Source organism: Paenibacillus peoriae KCTC 3763, from assembly GCF_000236805.1.
GTDB classification, from domain to species: domain Bacteria; phylum Bacillota; class Bacilli; order Paenibacillales; family Paenibacillaceae; genus Paenibacillus; species Paenibacillus peoriae.
Genome location: NZ_AGFX01000022.1, coordinates 1 through 21957 on the forward strand (window position 1 = coordinate 1; position 21957 = coordinate 21957).

The 21957-nt window shown below is 44.6% G+C and carries 20 protein-coding genes; 2 read left to right on the plus strand and 18 right to left on the minus strand.

Annotated elements, in window-relative coordinates; translation table 11 throughout:
* Positions 1-343: 343 nt before the first annotated feature.
* From KQI_RS0114890 to KQI_RS26935, 4 genes are all read right to left on the minus strand, one after another.
* Complete coding sequence (locus KQI_RS0114890; RefSeq protein WP_010347600.1) at positions 344-823, minus strand: hypothetical protein; 480 nt, start codon at positions 821-823, stop codon at positions 344-346.
* A gap of 26 nt (positions 824-849) precedes the next feature.
* Positions 850-1164: a type II toxin-antitoxin system HicB family antitoxin gene (locus tag KQI_RS27955; RefSeq protein WP_010347601.1), complete on the minus strand. Its 315-nt coding sequence runs from the start codon at positions 1162-1164 to the stop codon at positions 850-852.
* Positions 1165-1682: 518 nt separating this feature from the next.
* Complete coding sequence (locus KQI_RS0114900) at positions 1683-1895, minus strand: MerR family transcriptional regulator (protein WP_010347602.1); 213 nt, start codon at positions 1893-1895, stop codon at positions 1683-1685.
* Positions 1896-2433: 538 nt separating this feature from the next.
* The gene (locus KQI_RS26935; protein WP_010347604.1) at positions 2434-2868 is read right to left on the minus strand and encodes a phage antirepressor N-terminal domain-containing protein; all 435 of its coding nucleotides are present in this window, start codon (positions 2866-2868) and stop codon (positions 2434-2436) included.
* A gap of 228 nt (positions 2869-3096) precedes the next feature.
* Between KQI_RS26935 and KQI_RS0114910 the strand changes: the two genes are divergently transcribed.
* A complete protein-coding gene (locus tag KQI_RS0114910) occupies positions 3097-3789 on the plus strand; it encodes a hypothetical protein (protein WP_010347605.1) in 693 nt (230 codons plus the stop codon).
* A 551-nt stretch (positions 3790-4340) separates the two neighbouring features.
* Entirely contained in the window at positions 4341-5171 is an 831-nt protein-coding gene (locus KQI_RS0114915) for a PPK2 family polyphosphate kinase (protein WP_010347606.1), read from the plus strand.
* Positions 5172-5316: 145 nt separating this feature from the next.
* Here KQI_RS0114915 and crcB (KQI_RS0114920) read toward each other — a convergent pair whose 3' ends face one another.
* The 14 genes from crcB (KQI_RS0114920) to KQI_RS0114985 form a co-directional block, all read right to left on the minus strand.
* Positions 5317-5673, minus strand: a complete 357-nt coding sequence (gene crcB, locus KQI_RS0114920; protein ID WP_010347607.1) for a fluoride efflux transporter CrcB — start codon at positions 5671-5673, stop codon at positions 5317-5319.
* Complete coding sequence (crcB, locus tag KQI_RS0114925) at positions 5670-6071, minus strand: fluoride efflux transporter CrcB (RefSeq protein ID WP_010347608.1); 402 nt, start codon at positions 6069-6071, stop codon at positions 5670-5672. The genes crcB (KQI_RS0114920) and crcB (KQI_RS0114925) overlap by 4 nt, the downstream gene beginning before the upstream one ends.
* 84 nt (positions 6072-6155) lie before the next feature.
* Positions 6156-7466 (minus strand): replication-associated recombination protein A, encoded by a 1311-nt coding sequence (locus KQI_RS0114930; protein ID WP_010347609.1) that lies wholly within the window; start codon positions 7464-7466, stop codon positions 6156-6158.
* A gap of 271 nt (positions 7467-7737) precedes the next feature.
* Positions 7738-9879 carry a HelD family protein gene (locus tag KQI_RS0114935; protein WP_010347610.1) on the minus strand — a complete coding sequence of 714 codons (2142 nt, stop codon included), beginning with the start codon at positions 9877-9879 and terminating at the stop codon, positions 7738-7740.
* Positions 9880-10188: 309 nt separating this feature from the next.
* Positions 10189-11076 (minus strand): triphosphoribosyl-dephospho-CoA synthase CitG, encoded by an 888-nt coding sequence (citG, locus tag KQI_RS0114940; protein ID WP_029390173.1) that lies wholly within the window; start codon positions 11074-11076, stop codon positions 10189-10191.
* A 16-nt stretch (positions 11077-11092) separates the two neighbouring features.
* Positions 11093-11635: a citrate lyase holo-[acyl-carrier protein] synthase gene (gene citX / locus KQI_RS0114945; protein WP_010347612.1), complete on the minus strand. Its 543-nt coding sequence runs from the start codon at positions 11633-11635 to the stop codon at positions 11093-11095.
* A 1-nt stretch (position 11636) separates the two neighbouring features.
* Positions 11637-12683 carry a [citrate (pro-3S)-lyase] ligase gene (gene citC / locus KQI_RS0114950; RefSeq protein ID WP_010347613.1) on the minus strand — a complete coding sequence of 349 codons (1047 nt, stop codon included), beginning with the start codon at positions 12681-12683 and terminating at the stop codon, positions 11637-11639.
* A gap of 113 nt (positions 12684-12796) precedes the next feature.
* A complete protein-coding gene (locus tag KQI_RS0114955) occupies positions 12797-13969 on the minus strand; it encodes an NAD(P)-dependent malic enzyme (RefSeq protein WP_010347614.1) in 1173 nt (390 codons plus the stop codon).
* Complete coding sequence (citF, locus tag KQI_RS0114960) at positions 13966-15582, minus strand: citrate lyase subunit alpha (RefSeq protein ID WP_010347616.1); 1617 nt, start codon at positions 15580-15582, stop codon at positions 13966-13968. Before citF ends, KQI_RS0114955 begins: the two co-directional genes overlap by 4 nt.
* A gap of 10 nt (positions 15583-15592) precedes the next feature.
* Positions 15593-16474, minus strand: a complete 882-nt coding sequence (citE, locus tag KQI_RS0114965; protein ID WP_010347617.1) for a citrate (pro-3S)-lyase subunit beta — start codon at positions 16472-16474, stop codon at positions 15593-15595.
* A complete protein-coding gene (gene citD / locus KQI_RS0114970) occupies positions 16475-16768 on the minus strand; it encodes a citrate lyase acyl carrier protein (RefSeq protein WP_010347618.1) in 294 nt (97 codons plus the stop codon). It abuts the gene before it with no gap.
* A gap of 45 nt (positions 16769-16813) precedes the next feature.
* Positions 16814-19057: an ATP-binding protein gene (locus tag KQI_RS0114975; protein WP_010347619.1), complete on the minus strand. Its 2244-nt coding sequence runs from the start codon at positions 19055-19057 to the stop codon at positions 16814-16816.
* A gap of 183 nt (positions 19058-19240) precedes the next feature.
* Positions 19241-20590, minus strand: a complete 1350-nt coding sequence (locus KQI_RS0114980) for a 2-hydroxycarboxylate transporter family protein (RefSeq protein ID WP_010347620.1) — start codon at positions 20588-20590, stop codon at positions 19241-19243.
* 363 nt (positions 20591-20953) lie between these two features.
* Positions 20954-21652, minus strand: a complete 699-nt coding sequence (locus tag KQI_RS0114985) for a response regulator transcription factor (protein ID WP_010347621.1) — start codon at positions 21650-21652, stop codon at positions 20954-20956.
* Between the last annotated feature and the right edge of the window lie 305 nt (positions 21653-21957).

Sequence of the window (21957 nt, forward strand, 5' to 3'; positions counted from 1 at the left end):
ATTTAGCTAAAACGTCTAGCAGGCTAGGGGTATATTTGTAGAAGTTAAGTGGTCAATTGATTTTAACCATCCCCCCCTCATTCAAATCATATCCCAATATATAGTTATTAAATATCAAAGAAACCTAGACACAATTATCTAGGCTTGTGAGTGTGTACGTAGTGTACACATATATAATTTTATCCTACTTCTTGCTGTTGCTCATATTCCTTTACCCTATATATAACGTTGCTCCTTCTGAGATACCTTATAACATTCATTATACTATAATTGAGAAACAAAAAAGACGTGGTTGCCCACGCCCTTTCATTTAATCAATTTTACGGATGTGTCAAAGAAACAATTAAGAAGAAATGCTCACCGTCTCAAAAAACTGAAAACGCAATTCCTCCTCTTGGTTTTCAGGAGGCATTTCCTTGAACCGATCTTCTAATGTATCTTTTTCATTAAAAATACTTGATCTCCAAAATTTCAATCCTAATTTCGGAAAGGAATACATCCAGCCTAATTCTGGGTGTTGTCTATCATAAGGTGACAATTCATCAACTATCTTAATCAGTTCTTCTGCTTTAGTATTAAATACATCAATGCCATTCATCAGACAGTGAAAATCATCCTTGATATGCGAAGCAGCTTCGATAAAATTAACCCTACCATCTGAGTCATATTCAACCTTGAAAGCATAGTGAAAATAATCATCATCCTGAAGCGACTTATTGAATTTATCTGTGTACGCTTGAAGGCAATTTTCTACTTCAGCTTTACTCATACCAATTTTAATCGTTCCAATCCCTATATTGGGTTCAATAATTATTTTTTCCACTATAACAACTCTCCATTTTGGGAAACTTACATTTTATTTAATTGATCTATAATGCTACGTAACTTGTCTACTGCCTGATAACACTCTGCAATTTCTTCTTTTGTATACTCGCCTAATAACTGAACAATTTCCTTATCATTTCGTGGTCTAGGAATAGTCTCGCCCGACTCGATCAAAACTTCTAAATAACCAGATATTGCTTCCCTAACATTGACCAATGCTTCTTTGATTGTATCCCTATCTGACATGCATCCCTTAAGTTCAGGAACTTTTGCTACAAAATATGTGCCATCAATATCGTCAGACCATTTCTTTATAGTAATCATGTACTTGTTATCCATTGAAACCTCTCTTGTGATAAGATCATCGTTTTACATTAACCATAGATTACTTTGGAAAATGGATACTTTTAGCTATTTTTAACAAAATATCTTCATTTTTATTCATGAACTCCTTACTAACATTAACCTTGTAGTGATACTCCATCATACAACACATAGGCACAATTTCCCATATGTTATTATTATAACGATAGTATTTAGAGTAACAAAAAAGCACCTGCCCTAGAAATAAACAACATATCCGTATTGATGCAGTTCGAGGAAAGTGAAGAATAAATCTACAGCATATTAAAAATTATTGCGTACATAAACTTCTTATCTAATCTCATTAAACCTCAAAAAGCCTTATCGTATCAATGTTTTTCGCTAACTACTTTTCATATAGCCACACTAAATCTCGTTGGATTTTATCAATTTTTTGAAGTTCTGTGACCAGCGTGTGACCACTATGTTGCTTAGAGAAGAAGAACACATTCGGTAAAATTGATGGCTTGGTGTGTTCTTTCTTTATACAAGGTTTATACATTGCTATAAGTGGATGATTGGATTATGTATTTTGCGAAAAACGGTTTTGCCACTCTCAATTGCCGACCTATCTTCATAACCGAAAAATTGCCTGAATTCAATTCGTTGTAGGCCACTGCCTGACCTACCATAAGTATTTCCTGAATGTGGGTTACATCTAGTAATGGTGGATATGACTCTAAAGCTTTTAACATCTCTTCTTCCAAATGTATTAACTTCCTCCTTTTCCAATTCTGCTTATTTGCATATATATTTAAAATCCTATATTCTCGTTCTAGGCTTTCCTAACTTGCTGCCCACCACACACTGTTCTTAACTCTAAACCTTCTTAACACAGCCTTTACGTTCGTCTGAAGCTATTTCTATGTATATTCACTCTGCTGGTGGTTCCTTGATTATTACTGCTGACTGATTATATGTATTTTGCACCCCTTGTCCACCGATCCTACTCACAACTCACGCTAGAACAAGCAATACAACCATCTCCCTTCATAGCCTGCCTTTTAATTCAATCAGAACTAATTCTATGTATGTATGTATTATTCGTAATTTTCGTCGTCTTCACATTTAATGCTCATGTCAGTGTTGCTATCGGTACTACTATTGGTATCACTGCTATATGTATCCGCTGATTCGTCCATCCGCGCTCTACAAATTTGATTGTTCGAATAAAGGTATGACCGATATTGCGACCACGCTCATCGTTATAAACTAAATTCTTCTCATTCAGATATTTGAAATCGCTCAATGCTCCAATCTCTCCGTTGTAGTAGACAGATATTTTTGTGCTGGATTATAAATAAATGCAGCCGCTAGTACATCTTTCGCTTTTGATTGATATTCAACAAGTTTGCTTGCTACTTCTCGTTGGTTGGTTTGCATTGCTGGCGTTATAGTTATCTTTGCTAGCCACAACGAATGATATTCTAATTCTATAAATAATGCTTCCCGAACCTGATCGTCGAATTTGACGGACAGCTTTCTTGATCCCATTTTTAAAACAACATCTTCCTGTACATTTTTAACTTGTCTGTCACGCTGTCCTGAACTTAATCCAATTCCATTGCAAATAAATGAAACTCCAACAGAAATCTTATCGTCATCAGTTTTAACTCCTAACAATTCCGTATCATTGAAGCCTACTAACTTTTGTTCTATTACTTGAATACTATCTTTCAATTATATATTCTCCCTTTTAATTGGTGACAGGCGGTCTCACCCTGCCATCTTCCTCGCTGTTATTTATTGATCTCTTACCTTCTTATCTTCAAAAAAGCTCCCATAATACCCTCTCTTGATATTTGATAATTTTTTTATCGTATGGTAGGATATTCCCTGTAAAACAAATCCATTATAAGGTATCATTTGGTTTTGTTTTACTATTATTTCTAAGGAGTGATTGATAAAGTGAAAAAATTGTTAAGTTTGCTTGTTGTGTTGGTATTATTTTTAAGTACTCTTCCTTACTCAGTTAACGCACAGGATTCTTTAACTATTAACACCCCAGAAGATTATATTAACTATTTAAAAAACAATAATAAAGGACTCAACTCTTTGAACGATAATGATTCCTCTGCTATTTTAAAACAGTTCACAAGTCTCTCAAAAGAAGATCAACAGAAATTTGTGAATTATATGAATGATCCCGATGCAATTAAATCAATTTTTAATGGAATAAAAAGCGGAAAAGATTCAGACTTATATAATGGAGATATAAAAGTAAGGGTAGACCAAAACAAACAAGAACACTCCACTGCTCCTCTGGCAGCTGAATATACACATTATTCTGAAACAGTCGTTTCTACATTTGGTATCAATATTATTACAACACAAGTATATATACATTACAGAGTTAGTGGGGGGAAAGTGACTGAAATTCTAAATGGCGGTGGAGTTGTTACAAGAAATTGGTTCCCTGTAGTGAATGTCACCATAAAAGAAGAAAAACCATATATTAACTCTGACAAGCGCAGCGCCTACCAGACCGCATATTTCACTTGGAATTTTATTCATCCGTCTCTTGGGGAGGTAGTCGAAACTGGTACACATACAATTTGGGGATATGCAGATGGTACTTGGGAATCACAATTTTTAAAATAATAACAAAGGACGCAATTAATATTATGAATAGAACCAGTTACAATAATAGGACAGTGCTAATCGTACTATTTGTTCTATATAATGGAATAAATGGCATAGTTAATTAAAAAAGAGAAGCGTTCGAGGTATTTTCTCAGCGCTTCTCTTTCATTCTAAAAGTAACATTTCATTGTAATTATTTAGTTCTAGCTTCCATTCCTTTAGTTATAAATACAATAGCTAAAGTTACGTATGTTATAGAGTTCATCAATTTCCCGAAATTTTCGGACAACATTCGTAAAATTAAAACTTCATTGTTCGTATTAAAACAGGGGACGCGGCAGGAAACGGTAGCAATAGTAGGATTGAGTAATTTACTGAGTAAAAAAGAAGAAGCAGAACCATTAGAAATTGAAGAAAAATTCTGTGACCAAAAGCGTGACCAGAAAGTTATAAATGTAGCCGTTTAGACAAAGAAAAGCATGGATACATAAGGAATTTTGATAACCATCTCATTTGGGTATATGATGTAGACAAGATATTATACTTCAATTGAAATGGAGCGTGCCTTTATGTCTAATTCGTTAGGAATGGTGACACCGGGTAAAAAAGTTTCTTTAAAAGATTGGAACCCCAAAGATACGCAGGATATCAAAAATAAAGAAGAAATTCAGCAGGAAACAGATCAATTGAAGGAACGTTTCGCGGAATTGCAAAGTAAATTATTTACCGAGAAGAAACAAGCCGTTTTGTTTGTGTTTCAGGGTATGGATAGCAGCGGAAAAGATGGCGTGATCAAGCAGGTATTTTCTAATCTGAATCCAGCGGGAGTGACGGTCCATAGCTTTAAAGTACCTACGGCTGAGGAATTAAGCCATGATTTCCTGTGGCGTGCCCACAGTGTAACCCCGGGGCGTGGATATATTTCAGCATTCAACCGTTCTTATTATGAGGACGTACTGATTACACGTGTTCACGGACAGGTATCCGATAAACTGGCCAAACGGAATATTAAGCATATCAAACACTTTGAACAGTTGCTGCTTGATAGCGGTGTGAAGGTGGTTAAAATCTTTTTACATATTTCCAAGCAATTTCAGTTGGAAAAGCTGATCGACCGGATCGAGAAGCCCCACAAAAACTGGAAGCTTGATCCAAGTGATTTGCAGGAACGGAAATTTTGGAAGCAATATACGCAATACTATGAGGAAGCGCTGGAACTGAGCGCAACCAAGCAAGCCCCCTGGTATGTTGTTCCTTCGGATAACCGTTGGTATAGAGATTATACCGTTTTGCGAATTGCCGTTCAGACGTTGGAGGAAATGAAGCTGTCCGATCCTGATCCAAGACCGGAACTGCAATCCCTTTTGCCCGAGCTATATAAAGAACGGGATAAAAAATAGCTTCATAAGCGCTGCACTAAATCCATATTTGGTGAAACATGCCTCATAAAAAAGCTTTTGAAACCGACCTCGGCCGAAAATGCCACGGTCTGGATTCAGAGGCTTTTTTTCCTTTTGGAGTCTGCATGCGGGGAATTATAAGTATTTAACTAAGTCTATAACCGATAGCTGCGGCAACAACTCCTACGACCACCGAAGCCAGTACATACACAGCCATCCGCCGGTATTCTCCACGCTCCATCAGTTGAAGAGATTCATAGCCGAATGTTGAAAAGGTCGTATAGCCGCCGCAAAAGCCTGTACCTAGCAGCATCCAGAGTGCAAGAGACAGTTGTTGCTGCGTAAATTCGCCATACAACCAACCCAACAGCAAGGAACCACTGATATTAATGAGCCACGTTCCCCACGGAAATGCGGTTCCAAACCGCTTTCCAGCCCACATGCCAAGCCCGTACCGCGCCAATGTACCTACAACCCCGCCTGCCGTCGCCCACCAGATCATAGACGTTCCTCCTTGGGGGCAGCTTCCGTCATATTTGTGCCTAGACGAATACCTGCCCACGTCAAAAAAAGGCCTCCGCCTACGCTTAGCAGCAGGTACAACACAGCCGTCAGCATACGATCGTGAACCGAGATACGTACAGCATCTACGGCAAAGGTGGAAAAGGTAGTGAAGCCACCTGTAAAGCCTGTCCCAATGGCAAGTCGCAAGCGGGGCTTGATCCGCCATGAGCGCAAGGTTACGGTAAAGAACCAGCCAAGGAACAGACAGCCGACCCAATTGATTAGTAGCACGCCAAGTGGAAAATCCGCCCCGGCCGCAGGCAGCAGTGACTGCACGCCATAGCGGGCAGAAGTTCCGAGCGCTCCACCAGCGGCAACGAATAGCACGTCTTTCATCTTTTTTATCCCCTTTTTCGCTCTTGCATGATCACAATGTAATCGTATCTAACACACACCGCTCATCTGTCTGCAACAAATGTTCTATGACTGTGATTCCCGCCACCGTTGGTTTTGCCTGATCTTCGACTCATTCCCCTGCTCTGTAGCCTGGTAAAAGGTCAGATCTGCTATCGAATCGGGCAAATATTGCTGTTTGACATAATGATTCGGAAAGTTATGTGGGTATTGATAACCAACATGGCCGAGCTTTTCCGAGCCTTTGTAGTGTGCGTCGCGCAAATGCAACGGCACCTCGGCTGATTTGATATCGTCCATCGCCGACATGGCCCGTGAAATCGCCGTATATACGGCATTCGATTTTGGGCTTTCCACAGCGAACAAAATGGCCTGTGCAATGTTCAGCTTGGCCTCAGGCCAGCCGTTATTGCGGTAGGCTTCAAGCGCATTCACTGCTTGCACCATCGCCTGCGGGTTCGCCAGGCCAATATCCTCGCTGCTCGCCGCGATGAGGCGGCGAATAAAGGTCATCGGGTCCATGCCGAGCTTCTCTACGGCGTACAGGAACCAGAACAGCGCCGCGTCGCTGGAGCCGCGAATGCTTTTGTGAAAGGCAGACAGCACGTCATACTGCGTGGACTCGTCTGCCTTGACAATCGGGCGGCGGATGGACTCCTCCGCGACTTCCAGCGTCACGTGAACCGTGCCGTCTGCCAGCGGAGGCGTCGTGAGCGCCGCCAGTTCCAACGCGTTCAAGGCACGGCGGATATCGCCGTTGGCCATGGACGCGATGTGATCCAGCGCAGCTTCGTCTACCTGAAGCTGCATATAGCCAAGCCCCTTGTCCGCATCGTCCAAGGCGCGGCGCATCGCGGCCAGCGAATGCTCCTGCGTCAGCGCTTCAAGCTGAAATAACGTAGAACGGCTCATCAAGGCGCCGTTCACGTAGTGAAAGGGATTTTCGGTCGTGGCGCCAATAAACACGATCGTTCCCTTTTCCACCGCAGGCAGCAGTGCATCCTGACGTGAGCTGTTGAAACGATGTACCTCGTCGAGAAACAAAATCGTTTTTTTGTCATACATGGATTTATTCGTTTGTGCACGGTCAATAACTTCTCTTACGTCCTTCACAGATGCTTCTACTGCATTCAGCCGGACGAAATCGCCTTGCGTATGCTGCGAGATAATATGTGCCAACGTTGTTTTGCCGCATCCCGGCGGTCCGTACAGCAGTATAGAAGAAACCTGATCCGCCTCTATAGCTCTACGCAGCAGCTTGCCCGGACCGACAACATGCTCCTGTCCAATATATTCATCCAGCGAGGTTGGACGCAGGCGATCCGCAAGCAAACGGTTGCTTGGCGTCGACTCCTGGGAATATGAAAATAAGTCCATTTTATTCACTTCCTTAAAATTCAAATCATCAATTGTACTAAAGCAGCTATGAACCGCCTCTTATTCTACCATACCCGCAAACAAGTTGCAGATCGCATGGTCATGGTACAGACTCCACTTCCACAAGTCTACCCATACAACAAGAAAGAACAGCCCTGGACAAAATGAATTCCGCGGCTGTTCTCAGCTAGCACACTCCCCATAGTATCCACCACAAACGGTGAACAGTAACTTAAATTAGGACACAAGTGATTTTTACAGTGTGTTCCCCCTACTCCGGCTGCTTCTGCACATAGCTTGGAAGCTCACCGTCATGCATGAGCCACAGCTCATGGAGCGCACGGGTACACCCCACATACAGCAGCTTGGCATCCCACGCCAGATCTCCATAATGCTCATGGTCGGCATCCGCTACAATAACTGCGTCGAACTCCAGCCCTTTGGAGAGATACACAGGCAGAACGGACAAGCCACCTTCATATTGCTTTTTGCCGCCGTCAATCAAATGGACATCCATCCCTGCGCTTACAAAAACCTCATGCAGCTCCACAGCCTCTTTCAAGGTACGTGTCAGCACAGATACGGTGCGATACTCCTTGGAGGAAAGCTCTTTGAGAGCGGTAAGCAAATGCTGTTCACGCCCTGATATGTCATATGACACAGTACGCACCGGATCGCCACTACGAAATACCGGAACAGCCGTAATGCCACCGCGAACTCCCTGCTCTAAAATCGTATTTGCAAATTCTATAATTTCCAGTGTTGATCTATAGCTCCGCGTAAGCGCAAAATACCCCGTATGTTCCGGTGCAAAAAGAGAACTCATTTCCTCCCATGCATGTACGCCACGATATTCATGAATCCCTTGCGACAAATCGCCAAGTATCGTGAAGGAATGTCCTTTTACGAACAAATCCAGCAATGCGATATGAAAAGGCGAAAAATCCTGCGCTTCATCAATCACCACGTGGTCAAAACGCTGAGACGATTCTACCTCATGAATCAGCACATGGAGATAGACCAAGGCAGTCAAATCCTCTTCGCGAATCACCTGTTTGCGCAGGTCCGATTGTGTGGTCTTGAAAATTGCTGCTGGCAAAGAAGTCTTCATCTCCGCGGCTGTCTCTGCGGGCAATCCTTTAGCAGCCTGAAAAAGCTGCTTGTAAAGCGTCAGTGCGTCGTATTGGGGCCACTTTTTAGCATATGCCTTTTCCCGGGTCCCTGCTTTTTTCTTGCGTTCCTTGAGCGCAGCCGCCGAAGGAGATTTTTTCAGCTCCATTTCAATCCAGCGATGGACTCTGGCAAGCACACGTTCCTTCCGCTTTGCGAGCGGATAGGGCTTGTATTCCTCATTGAACCAATTCAAAATCTCAGTTCGCGGCAGCACCGCCCCATCCCATGGTGAAAAGTCGCCCTCAGGCACCGAGATAGGCTCCAGTCGTTCCACAAAAGCCTGAAGCAGCTTCATAAAATGAACCGAGCCCTTGAATCGTCCCGGCGCTTCATCCATAGACTCCTTTTTCAGGCTGCCGCTCTCAAACCAGTAAGATAACGTTTCGGCAGGGTCCGCCAGAGGTAAATCCACCCCTAACAACTGGAGCGCCCAGTCCGCAAATGTACTTTGCTGAATATTTCCGACCCCCAGCTCTGGAAGTACATCTGAAATATAATCGAGAAACATATGGTTCGGTGCGAAAATGACCATCTTGTCCGCCGACACTTGATCCTTGTATTGATAAAGCAAAAATGCGAGTCTATGCAGCGCTACCGTCGTCTTGCCACTACCCGCTACCCCCTGAATAACGAGGGCTGTATTTTTGACCGCACGGATGATCTGATCCTGCTCGGCCTGAATGGTAGATACGATATCCCGCAGACGGTTATCCTTGTTCTCTCCCAAACGGTACACGAGAAATTCATCGGAGACAGCAGGCTCGTCGCTTTCACGATTGTACGTATCAGCGACCCGTTCCAGAATTCTTTTACGGATGACCACGTTGCGCTTCAGATATACCAGACCCTCAATGGTTCCCTCAGGAGCTTCATAGGACGCGGTTTCTTCACCACCTGTAAACGAATAAAACAAGCTGGCAATCGGCGCACGCCAATCGATCACAAGCGGATACGCCGACGTTTCTTCCCGCTCCACTCCGACTTTACCGATATAGAGCGACTTACGCTGTCCTCTGCCACGTTCGTCAAAATCCATGCGGCCAAAATATGGCTCCTGCGCACTTTTGGTCAAAGCCTGGCGTTTTTCCTCGCGTGCGGATTCCAGCACCTGCTCCGTAAAATCATGCCCGGTGTATACCGGCGTATTGCGAAGCCGTTCCAATCTCCGATCAATTTCCTCCATAGCAAGCGACAGCCTGTGCTGTTCTTCTTGATAGGCACTTTGAAACTCATTCTCCATTTCAGTTACCTCCTAAGAATATCAAGTCTCGATTTCTGCATCATTCACTTGCTTCGACACAAAAAAAGGAAGGTAAGCGTAACACATTTAGCCACAAAAATCCAATCTTACTTCCTAATACGCCCATTTCTATGTACGAAAGACCTCTTACTTAAAACACACAGCTTCATTCACAATTATTTCTTTTCATAAAAAAGTCCCCCTTACAGCAGTAGGTTTTACGAATGAACCTGTCTGTTGTAAAGGGAACATATCACTTTGGGGCAGCCCTTTTTCATTAAAATGGTTCGGGCATGAACCGTATTGCCGTTATATTGCAGGTGGTGCCAGACATAAATTTTCCAACATGATTGTGACTGCCAGTAAATCAGCGGAGCCACCAGGACTAACATTTTTTTGCACAAAATCATCGTTCATCTGATGAATCATGGCGACACCTCTCTCTGACAAGATACCACCCGCCTCTAGCACCTGCTTGGCATATTGCTGGACATAGGTTAGCATCTCCCGATCGTGTCTGCCAACGACATTCGTATCTTCGTTGACAACCATCAGTTGTAACAGGGTTTGAACACAGATATCATTCACATGGTATCGTTGCGATGATTTCAACTCACGATAGACGGGCAGAGCATACGCTCGCACGGTGGGAAAGCCTGCTTCCACCTCACCACGTATACCCGTCATGCCCCACTTTTTATACAACCGTTCGCCAACCGTTAAGTCTGTTGACTTTTTCAGGGATGCAAGCTCACTCGCACATAAACCTTTGGTCATCTGAGCAATGGTCTTACAAATGACTTGTTCATCCAGCCTGCTGGCAGCTGCTTGTGTCGTACAACAATACGCAGCAGCGGCACAAATAATTCCTAGCGAAAAAATAAGACCTTTATGTGTGTTCACCCCGCCGGTTGCGGCAAACATAGCCTGTTCGGCTTCCAGTCCCAAGGGTCGTAGATTCACAAATAGTACACGGAGATCCTCTCCATGAAAGGAACCTCCCGCTTTTGAACATCTTTCAAAATAGCCGGAAAGCGCGGCCGCACTAGACATAAACGTAAAGAAGTCCATATCCTTGTGAGCGCCACGATTAAACCGGTCTACCAGTCCCGGCTTTGGGCTGGCGGAGACCTCTGTTAGCAGCGCAAGGACAGCCTGTTGGCCAAGGCTTTCACTTAATAGGCTTGTTGCCATCATAGTTGCTCCTCGCCGATCATGCTCGTTTGACTCCTTGCTGGTTTCGCGTATAATTGTCCACCAGTGCTGTGATAGCTTCCAGCAAATCGGGAAGTGCATGTGCTCTACTCCGTCCACATACATGCGCAGCTTGCTCGCACATAAGACATTTTCGCTTGCCCAAGCCAAGCTCATCTCTGGAGATTGCCCTTCCATGGAGTCCAATCACATCCAGATCCAGTAATCTTCCTAGTGGATGCCCATCTTCAATCGCAATGACCAGCTTTTTCAATATTCGTGCGTCTGCCTGAACGGCAACATATGCTTCCGGGCCTGTCAGCAGATCATACGCTTCACTGTGGAGCGGTGTCATTTGGTTCACCGCCAGTTGGCTCATCAAGATACGATAGCCTTCATGAAAAACGTATGTGCTGGTTGGAGAGGACTTCTGTGGTCCCGGAATATTGATCGTCATGCTGATCAGAGCTACCGCGTACCTACTGATCAGTTGTCTTTGTTTATCTGCCCGTTTTTCACGTGCCTGCAGCATTTCTTCAAGGGTAACCTCATACGAACACATGTTACGACATCTCCCTGATACGCTTGATGATTTCTTCAGCTTCCACTGACAATAAAAACTGATAGGTCGTGTCCGGTACAAGCTGCTTCACTTTATCCATTTGACCCAGACGGATATATTTGCGGACCGCAGAGGCGCTGATTGCATCCCCCTCCCATAGCAGTCGCGGTATTTCCTCTACGTCGATTCCAACGGAAGGCAGTAATTTTTTCATGATCGTGTTGTACTTTCGGGTCAAGACACAGCTTGGCTCCTGACCGATATATCGTTTTTGAATATTTAGCAACGGAGCTATATACTGGCTGAATATTTTTAAATCCAGTGATATATGCGTACTTGCTGTCTCTTCATCATTTTTGAGAAAATAAGAAGGAAACGTTGCGCTCGAGATGATATAGTCTTTGCCTTTGTGCAAGACCACATTGGCCAAATGTCTCACGCCTTCTTCCACTAGTCTGAACCTGACATCTGATGGAAAAATGGATCGGTCCTCCCAGACTACAAAAAGATGGACCTTTTCCCAAACCGCCGCTGCATGCTCGATTAAGTGCAAATGTCCAAGTGTGAATGGATTACAGTTCATGACAATCGCAGCCGAAGGGACGAGATCGCCCGATTCCTGCAAAAGCTCTTGCTGATACTGCCTGACACCATCCCATCGGTTTTCCAACAAGACAGCCTTGGAGGATTCCTCCACGATTGGATAAAAGCCAAGATCCTTGAAAATGTGTTTATTCACTGGCTTGGTATAAATAAACAGGTGGTCCCTTCCCCGCCTGTATTCTTCATTTACTAAATGGCTAACGATTTGTGCCGATAGCCCCTGGTCTTTATAAGCATCATCTACAGCAATGCACTTCAGTACACTGCCTGAAAAGGAACCCGTAGCGGCAATGTCGCTGCCATCTACAATTTCCATCGTATATTCCATTTGATCGTCTATTCTAAGACCTTGGCGCTTGAGGAAATCGCGAAGCTCTCTTTGAGCGTCTTCAGAGCTTGGATTTAAAATCTCTTCACGCAAATGTTCCATCCACATAGCCATCATAATCACCGTTTTCCTGCATGAAAGTCAGAATAAGCAGAATGACGCATCCCACACTCTGCAAGCAAAAGGGTAGGATACGCATCCTGTTTATTTGTTCTGAGAAGACAATGTCTTTATTTTCTTACAACACCGCTTTGTTCTGCGACGATTTTTACTGCTTTACTAACTGCTGCACTTACTCTTTTGTCAATCGCATCTGGAACGATATAGGTATCCTTAAGCTCCTCATCTGTTACCAGATCTGCGATGCTTTGGGCTGCCGCTAATTTCATTTCCATCGTGATGTCCGTGGCTCTGGCATCAAACGCGCCTCTGAAAATACCGGGGAATGCCAGCAGGTTATTAATTTGGTTGTGAAAATCCGATCTGCCGGTCGCAACAATTCTTGCTCCGCCTTTGTGTGCTTCCTCCGGCAAAATTTCTGGAATCGGATTGGCCAGGGCAAAAATGATGCTTTCATTACTCATGGTTTGCACCATTTCTCTTGTCATCACATCTGCAACCGATAAGCCGATAAAGATGTCCTTGCCTTTGATGACTTCTGCAAGGCTGCCTGTTTCTTTATCACGATTCGTCAGCTTGGCGATTTGCTGCTGAGGTTCATTGAGAGAGATGTCGCCTTCGACCAAGGCACCATTGATATCGCAGAGAACCATATGCTTTGCTCCTGCAGCAAGCAATAGCTTGGCGGTGGCAATACCCGAAGCTCCTGCTCCATTGATGAGGATGCGCACATCCTCCATTTTTTTGCCCACAAGTTTCAAGGCATTACATAACCCTGCAAGCACAGCAACTGCCGTTCCATGCTGATCATCATGATAAACCGGAATGTTCAGTTTTTCTTTTAATTTGTCTTCAATATAGAAGCATTCTGGCGCCTTGATGTCTTCAAGATGGATGCCTCCAAAACCTGGGGCGATCACTTCAACCGTGCGCACAAACTCGTCTGGATCAGTGCTGTCGATACAGATAGGGTACGCATTCACCCCGCCAAATTCTTTGAGCAACAAGGCCTTGCCCTCAATGACAGGCAGCCCTGCCTCAGGACCAATATCCCCCAGACCCAGCACGGCTGTCCCATTCGTCAGAATCGCCACGGTGCTCCCTTTAATCGTATATTCGTAGGCTTTGTTCTTATCTTTGGCGATTTCCTTGCATGGCTCAGCAACGCCAGGTGTATAAGCTATCGCTAAATCCTCTTTACTTACGACCGGTACGGTCCCTGCAATCTCCAGCTTACCGTTTCTTACGCGATGTGCCTGTAAGGCGGCTTCTTTTATACTCATAAGTTTGTTTGTACTGAGCAGCGGCTCAATACTTCCTCCTCTTGGTTTATAATTTTAGCGTCCTGTTTCACTTGACGAATGACATCAATTACGGAACCATCACGATATTTGATCACACCCACAATTTTATCTTCCCATTGAATCGGCTCTGGTTTGCCGACAATCCGCGTAGCCTTCTCTTGCAACTCTTCGATCGTGAAGACAGGGAGCTTGGCGGCTTTGAAGCTAGCCAGGAGATCCTGGCGGAGAGGATTCACAGCGATGCCCTGATCGGTAACCAGTACGTCAACCGTATGACCTGGTGTGATAATGGTATTTACACGATCAAGAATAGCAGGCATTCTTCCGCGAATCAGCGGAGCAACGATGATGGATACTGCAGCGCCTGCGGCAGTGTCGCAGTGTCCACCGGAAGCTCCACGGATGACCCCATCGGACCCGGTAATTACATTCACATTAAAATTCAGATCAATCTCCAGCGCACTCAGCACAACAACATCCAGTTGGTGAGCAGCGCAGCCTATATTTTCAGGGCTTGCATAATATTCCGCACTAATTTGTTGATGAAATTTGTTCTTTCTCAGCGATTCTACGGCCCGCAGGTCGAAGCTCTGCACGTCCAAAAGCTTTTCAATTAATCCTTCTTCATGCAGGTCAACGATTTGTTGGGTAATACCTCCCAGCGCAAAGCTTGCTTTGATATTAGCGGCAAGCATTTTTTCCCGCAGAAATCTGGTCGTTGCAAGCGCAGCACCCCCGGATCCGGTTTGCAATGAGAAGCCATCCACGAAATATCCAGATGCTTCAATCACATCTGCCGCGTTTTTGGCAATTAACAGTTCCTTCGGATTCTTCGTGTAACGGGTAGCCCCTGAGACAATCCCCTTCTGATCACCGATGCGATCCACGACAACCACATAATCCACCTGGGTTTCAGGAATGGCGAATGGAGTGTTCGGATAGGAGACCAAATTGTCCGTGATCATCACAACATTGCGTGCATACTGTGCATCTACCATGGCATAACCCAGGGAGCCGCATGCCGATGGAGCTTCGTTTACGCTGGAAATTCCGTTTGCATTGCCGTATGCATCGCAAGAAGGTGCGCCCAAAAAGGCTACGTCTATCGAGCATTCCCCTGATGCAATCGCTCTTGCGCGACCACCGTGAGAGTTAATCGTCACCGGAATATCAAACCATCCGTAGGAATATGCCTGAGCCAGCTCGCCTCTAAGACCACTGGTCTCGATTCTGCGGATGACACCGTTTCGCACATGCTCTACCAACGGCGCATGAATATCCGTCAAGGAACTGGCTGCCAGGACAAGATCACGAATACCCATTTTGGCGATTTGATTCATAACCATATTCAAGATAAAGTCCCCGTTGCGGAAATGGTGGTGGAACGAGATCGTCATCCCATTACGCAAGCCTGTAGCTTCAATGGCTTTCTCCATCGAATCCATGATTTTGTTTTTGGCAGGATTTCGCTGGCGGTCTTTTAACCGCTCTGTATTTTTAAATTGCCCGTAAGTCGATTTGCGATCAAAGGGAGTTATCGCATCAAGTCCCTCAATAGCTAGAGGAACTTCTCTCCCAGCACCGTTTAGCATAACATTCACCTTACTCTACGTATATTTTTGCCGCTTCCGCCAGGTCAAGTACTCTACGTGCACGTTCTACAATCGGACGGTCGATCATTTTACCGTCGAGACTGATCACACCTGAGCCTTTGGCCTCCGCTTCGAGACTGGCCTCAATGATCCGCTTTGATTTTTTGATCTCTGCTTCTGTTGGCGTATAGATGCGGTTTACAATCTCGATCTGACGTGGGTTAATAATGGATTTGCCATCAAAGCCCAGCTGTTTGATCAGCTTCACCTCGCCCGCAAAGCCTTCCTCATTATTTACATCCGAATAGACTGTATCGACAGCAGCAATGCCAGCAGCTCTTGCCGCAAATAATATAAGGCTTCGTGCTGTCAATAGCTCAATGCCTTCTGGCGAGCGCGTTGTCTTCAGGTCTGTGACAAAATCCTCCGCTCCAATGGCGATGCCGATCAGCCGCTTGCTGGCAACCGCAATTTGCGCCGCATTCAATGCGCCCTTGCCACTCTCAACCGCTGCAAAAAGCTTGATTGTCCCATGCTCCATGCCGATCTTTTGTTCAATTTCAGTAATCAATTCATCCGCCTCAATCACGTCATCGGCGGTCTCCGTTTTCGGCAATCGAATGGCCGTCGGCTTCGCCCGTACAATCGCTTCAAAATCGTCTCTGCCATACGGCGTATTGAGCGGGTTGACCCTGACCAGCACCTCGGTGCCCCCGAAATCAAAGGTTTTCAACGCCTGGTACACCAGCAAACGTGCCGCATCTTTTTCGTATAGGGAAACAGAATCCTCAAGGTCGATCATAATCGAATCTGCCCCATAGATATGAGCGTCCCGGATCATCCCTGGGTTATTCCCTGGAACATACAACATGGTCCTTCTCAGCTTCTGCATCTATTCCGCCTCCCATGGCCGGCAGTCGCCGTCGACCACTCTGCTTACGGCTGTCATTACTCTAGCCTTAATGGCACAATCCAGTGCGCCTTTATCATTCGCGCGGACATATGCATGTTCAATGCCCATTCCTTGTAATGTTTCGAGAATCACTTTGCGAATCTGATTTCCAAACTGGTTCTCTACGGTACTTTTCAACTCGATTTCAATACCTTTCGTCCCGTTCGGCTCGATAGAAATCGTAATATCGCTTGATTCCAGTGTACCGGCCATGCCTGCTTGCTGAATAATCAATGTCTACACCTCTTTTGCCAATTGGATGGTAGATGCTCTCCATCTTCAGGATTGCAGAACCTTATAAATCATTTGTGCCATATCTGAACCTGCTACAGGCTTACACATGTATTCATCAATGATCAATCTCTCCTTGTATGCCACCACGTGATCCTCGACATAACCGGTAATCAGGATGATCTTCATACTTGGGTTGATTACCTTGATACGTTCAGCCAATTCCGTACCAGTCAGATAAGGCATTGCCTGATCCGTAATAACCAGATCGTAATGGTTTGGAGACTTTTCAAACCGCTGCAATGCTTCCACGCTGTCTGATTCTGTCTCAACATGGAAACCATACGATTCCAGTCCTCTTCTCATCGCTTTCAATACGCGCTGTTTATCATCGACCAAAAGAATGCGCTTTTGTTCAGTAAACACAGGGTTCATATTTATCTCTGTCTCTTTTGCTACAAACTCCGTTTTCGGCAGATACACCGTAAACACACTACCCCTACCCAGCTCCGAATCCACGGTAATAAATCCTTGATGCTTTTCGAGAATGCTTTGGACGATATACAATCCAAGCCCCGTACCCTCTCCTGCCGGTTTGGTTGTAAAAAAAGGATCAAAGATTTTCTGCAAGGTGTCGTCACTCATCCCTCTACCCGTATCCGAGACAGATAAAGTAACGTAATCGCTGACTTCCAGGACGTTCTCGCGGATTTTTTTTACCTCTTGCAAGGGAATGGTATCCAATATGATTTTTAGTTCGCCACCGGCTGTTTTCATTGCTTGATAGGCATTGTTGCACAGGTTCATAATGACTTGATGGATCTGTACTTTATTTGCAAAAATAACGGCTGAGTCTACCCGTTTGTTGAACACAGCACTCACTTTGGGCGAGAGGAAGGATTTTATGAGTCCCAGTGCCTCTTCAACCTGCTCTTCAACTTTGACCGGAGCGTTTTTCTTGACCTTTCCACTCTCCAACCGGCTCAATAGGAGGATTTCCTCGATGATCACTCTTGCTTTCTCGGAAGCATCATAAATCTCACTGACATAATCATAAATTTCTTCAGTAGGATCTATACTGCTAAGCATAATTTCTGCATAGCCTCTGATAGGAGTCAGAAAATTATTGAAATCATGGGCGATTTCCCCTGATAGCGTGCCGATCAACTGTAGCTTCTGCGAGTGCTGTAATTGTAGATCCTTTTTTCTCAGCAGCTCGTTCTTGTTATTCAGTTCCCGCAAATACCTCGTCTCGTATTCCAGAGCCTCTTTATTTTTCTTCGTCCTCATGATGATATAAACGGCACAAGCCAACGTCAGGACGATCATTGAAAAAATCTCAATAGTTTTAATTCGATTTTGTGCAATCGGTTCTCTCACATCATCGTAGTTCATAGCGGCGGCAACCACCCAAAACGAGTCACCGAGATGAACACGGGAAAATGCCTCAATCTTTTTCGTCTTGGTATAGAATTCGTCGCCCCACCAGTACGAATGGTAGAAAGCTGAGCCTTGTTCCTGGGTAAGCTGCATTTTGAACAGTTTTTCCAGGTCGCGGTAATCAAGCCCCGGGTGTTTGGCCTTCATCGCTGATAGCGATAACCCGATATTTTCTTCGCTCGGGTGCATGAGATAGTGGCCTTGCTGATCCTTGACATGGATATACCCCTTGGTCCCCACGCGAATCGGCTTCAACAGCTTCTCATACACAGCGTTCAGATTTACTACACTGATGAGTGCGCCTTGAAATTTCCCATCGAGATAAACAGGCTGAAACAGATGCACAATATAATGGCCTTGCTTCTCCAGCCTGGCACTTGCGATGAACGGTTTTTTTTCTCGCAGCTCCCTTTGAATATCATCTTTGATTAATTCATAGGCTTTCATCGTATCCGTACGATTGCGCTTGGGTAAAGTGTGTACCACTCTCCCTTCCAGGTTCACCTGGCTAATCCGATAAATGCTATCTTTTTTGGCGGTATAATAAGCAGATAAGTTTTCGTCAATCACAGCTTCATTCTTATTTGCTATAGCGAGCGACATCTGCCGGTTGCCTGCCAATATTTGCAGCGTGTGCATTTGTTCGTCGAAAAAAGATTCAATAGACGTGCTGTTTAGCTTGGCAATCGTTAGCAATTGTTCCTGCTGCTGTTCAATTACAGTACGTTCTCCGTCCATATACGAGCCGTAGGCCATCCACAGCAGAACTAGAAAAGAAATCGGAAGCGCTAGCATCGTGATGAATGAAAAATGGCTTCGATAATGAAACAGTATCTCTCGTTGAAGTCTCATCCTGTTTTTACCATCTCCATCGAGCAGTAGCCCATCAGTCCCTAGTGATAGGGCTAGTTCGTTTCCGATTATATCAGTTCTTCATGTTCGCCTACCAAATGGTGTCTCAAGACAACTTCATTGTAATAACAAGATCTTAAAGTATCCTGTCAAATTATTAATTTTTTTTAAGGTTTCACTATCTTAGTGTGTAAGGTATCGCAGCAGGAAAATAGCAAGTGTTACCGTTGCTGCACCACCAAGACGTGTGGATACCTGGGCAAATGGCATGAGTACCATTCTATCGGCCGCAGAAAGAATCGCAACATCCCCTGTTCCACCTTGGCTGCATCGGGTAGAAGTAATAATCGCAGCTTCAACCGGATACATTTTCATCCATTTACCAGCAAAATATCCACTCACAACCACGGTTAATACAGTTACAAAAATGGTGATGAAATAAGCAGGGCTAATGACAGAAATCAGTGCCTCCCATGGTGTTTTAGCCACACCTACCGCAAGCAGGAGCGGGTACGTTACGGCGATTACAAAGAAACGTTGCATCTGTTGCGCTCCATCTTCAAGGAATTTGGGCAACCAGCCAAAATATTTGGCCAGGAATGCTGCAAAGAGCATTACGATCGGACCAGGCAGGCCAACTAGCTCAGCGGCTAAGGTTCCTACCATGAAGAATGCGATAGCTAAAATGGCTCCGGCAGCCATTTGGTAAAGATCAAGCGGTTTTTTGTTTTTATCCTCTGCAAGCCCCAAAACATCGCTATCCCCTGTTTTGAGCAGCGTGCCGTTGCCGGTAAGTTCTGGTTTTCTATCCCCCAGTTTTTTCAACAAGCCGGACAGGATAATAGCACACAAGCTACCCAACATGACCGCAGGAATAACCATGGCAAATTGTTCACCTTGGGTTGAGCCTAAAATTTGGGCGTAGCCGATAGAGAGTGGAATCGCGCCTTCACCAACGCCTCCTGCCATGATAGGAACAAGGATGTAAAACAAGGTATCATACGCAGGGATTCCCAAAGCCACACCTGTAAGCAAACCGACGCCTGTTCCGAGAATGGAGCCGACCGTCAAAGGGACAGCCAATCTCACGACCGCTTTTATCATGAGTTCCCGGTTCATGCCAAGGATGCTGCCAGCGATAACAATTGCGATGTACACATACAGGAAATTGGTATTATCCATAAAGACAGTAACGGAATCAATTGCTGACTGCGGGAGAAGATGAGCATATACCATGTAAGATGGAACAAACGTTGCCATAATGGCAGCGCCGCCGATATCCTTCAGAATCGGAATTCGCTTTCCGATTTCCGCCAGAATAAAGCCATACAATACCATGACAGATACAGCCCCAGGCATATCACTTTCGAGCTTTCCAGAGTTCATCAGCAAGTAGATAACAGCCATAAACGGGATGTAAAGACCTGCAGGAATGACCCCTCCAATCTTGTAATTCAACACCTTTTGCCATTTGGACTCTGTTCGTGGCTGTAGCTTAAGCTCTGCGGCTTCTTGTAGATGATTAGTGACCACTTGATCGCCTCCTAGATGATCAATCTGCGTTTTATCCTCGAATCAATCGCTAGTCCAAGTGTTTACAAGACTTTGTAGTAAAACGTTTTCATTGGATGATTCGGGATAACTAAATTGTAAAAAGCAAATCTTAAAGTATTCTGATTAAACCTTAAATGTTTTTAAGAACCATGTGACAAAAATATGTCAGCGCTTTCAATGTGTTTGAGACAGACTAAAAGAATCTCGACGAGCATGACAAACTCACCGCAGCGGAGAATGTGTTTGTTGGATAGAGAAATAATCAGCCATAGAAAAAAAGCCCCCCGGGTCCATCGGCGCGCTTTCAAGAGAACGTATGTAATTGGATCGTGTATAGCTAATCTATCTTTCAACGGAAAAACGATACCCGATTCCCCAGACGGTTTTGATATATTTCGGATTCGTAGGATTTTCCTCAATTTTGGTCCGCAGGTGTCTGATATAGACCATAATCGTATTATTATCGACAACCGTATCTTTCCAGATGTTTTGATAGAGCTGTTCTTTCGAGAAGACCTGATTGGGGTGCTCCATAAAAAATTTCATGAGTTGTAATTCTTTTGATGACAACGCGATTTCCTGATTATTTTTTTGAAACGTATAGGTATGATGATTGAATAGAAAGGGTCCCAACGCAATGTGCAAGGCTTGTTGTTTTGATTCCTGAAACTGGCGATATCTTTTAATCTGGTTTTTTACCTGAGCACAAAGCACAGGAGGACTAAATGGCTTGGTAACATAGGCATCTGCCCCAAGTCCAAGTCCAATGATCTGATCTGTGTCTTCTTTTTTCCCGCTCAGAAAAATGATTGGCGTATGGATGCCCATATTACGCGTTTGACCAAGCACATCATAGCCATCAACGTTTTCCATCATAATGTCCAGAAGGACGAGATCGAATGGCTCCTCGCTAATCATCCGCATGGCTTCCATACCGTTTTCAGCCTGAAGCACAACCATTCCATCGGCTTCAAGAACCGTTTTAATCAATTTTCTGATAGCGTTTTCATCATCAACGACCAATACTCTCGGTTTGCTCATTCTTGACCCCATTCCTTTCTATCCCTCGATACAGCGTGCTTGCGGAAATGCCATATTTTAGTCTAGCACCATTTTAGCCAACTCTATATGTTGTATGTCATACAGCTTCAAAAAACTCCCTGATTCCTTGTTGAATATCTTTACAAAACCTTTTCGTCAAGATTTTGGAAAAATTAATTCCGCACAATCATTTCTTTGTTCCTGCTCTGATGTTTTGCTCTTATGTCCTTGAACTTTGCCCTTGACCTTCCCTGTCCTTCCATCAAAGCATGGACCCTTGCGGCATCAGCGAAGTGGGTGTTTTG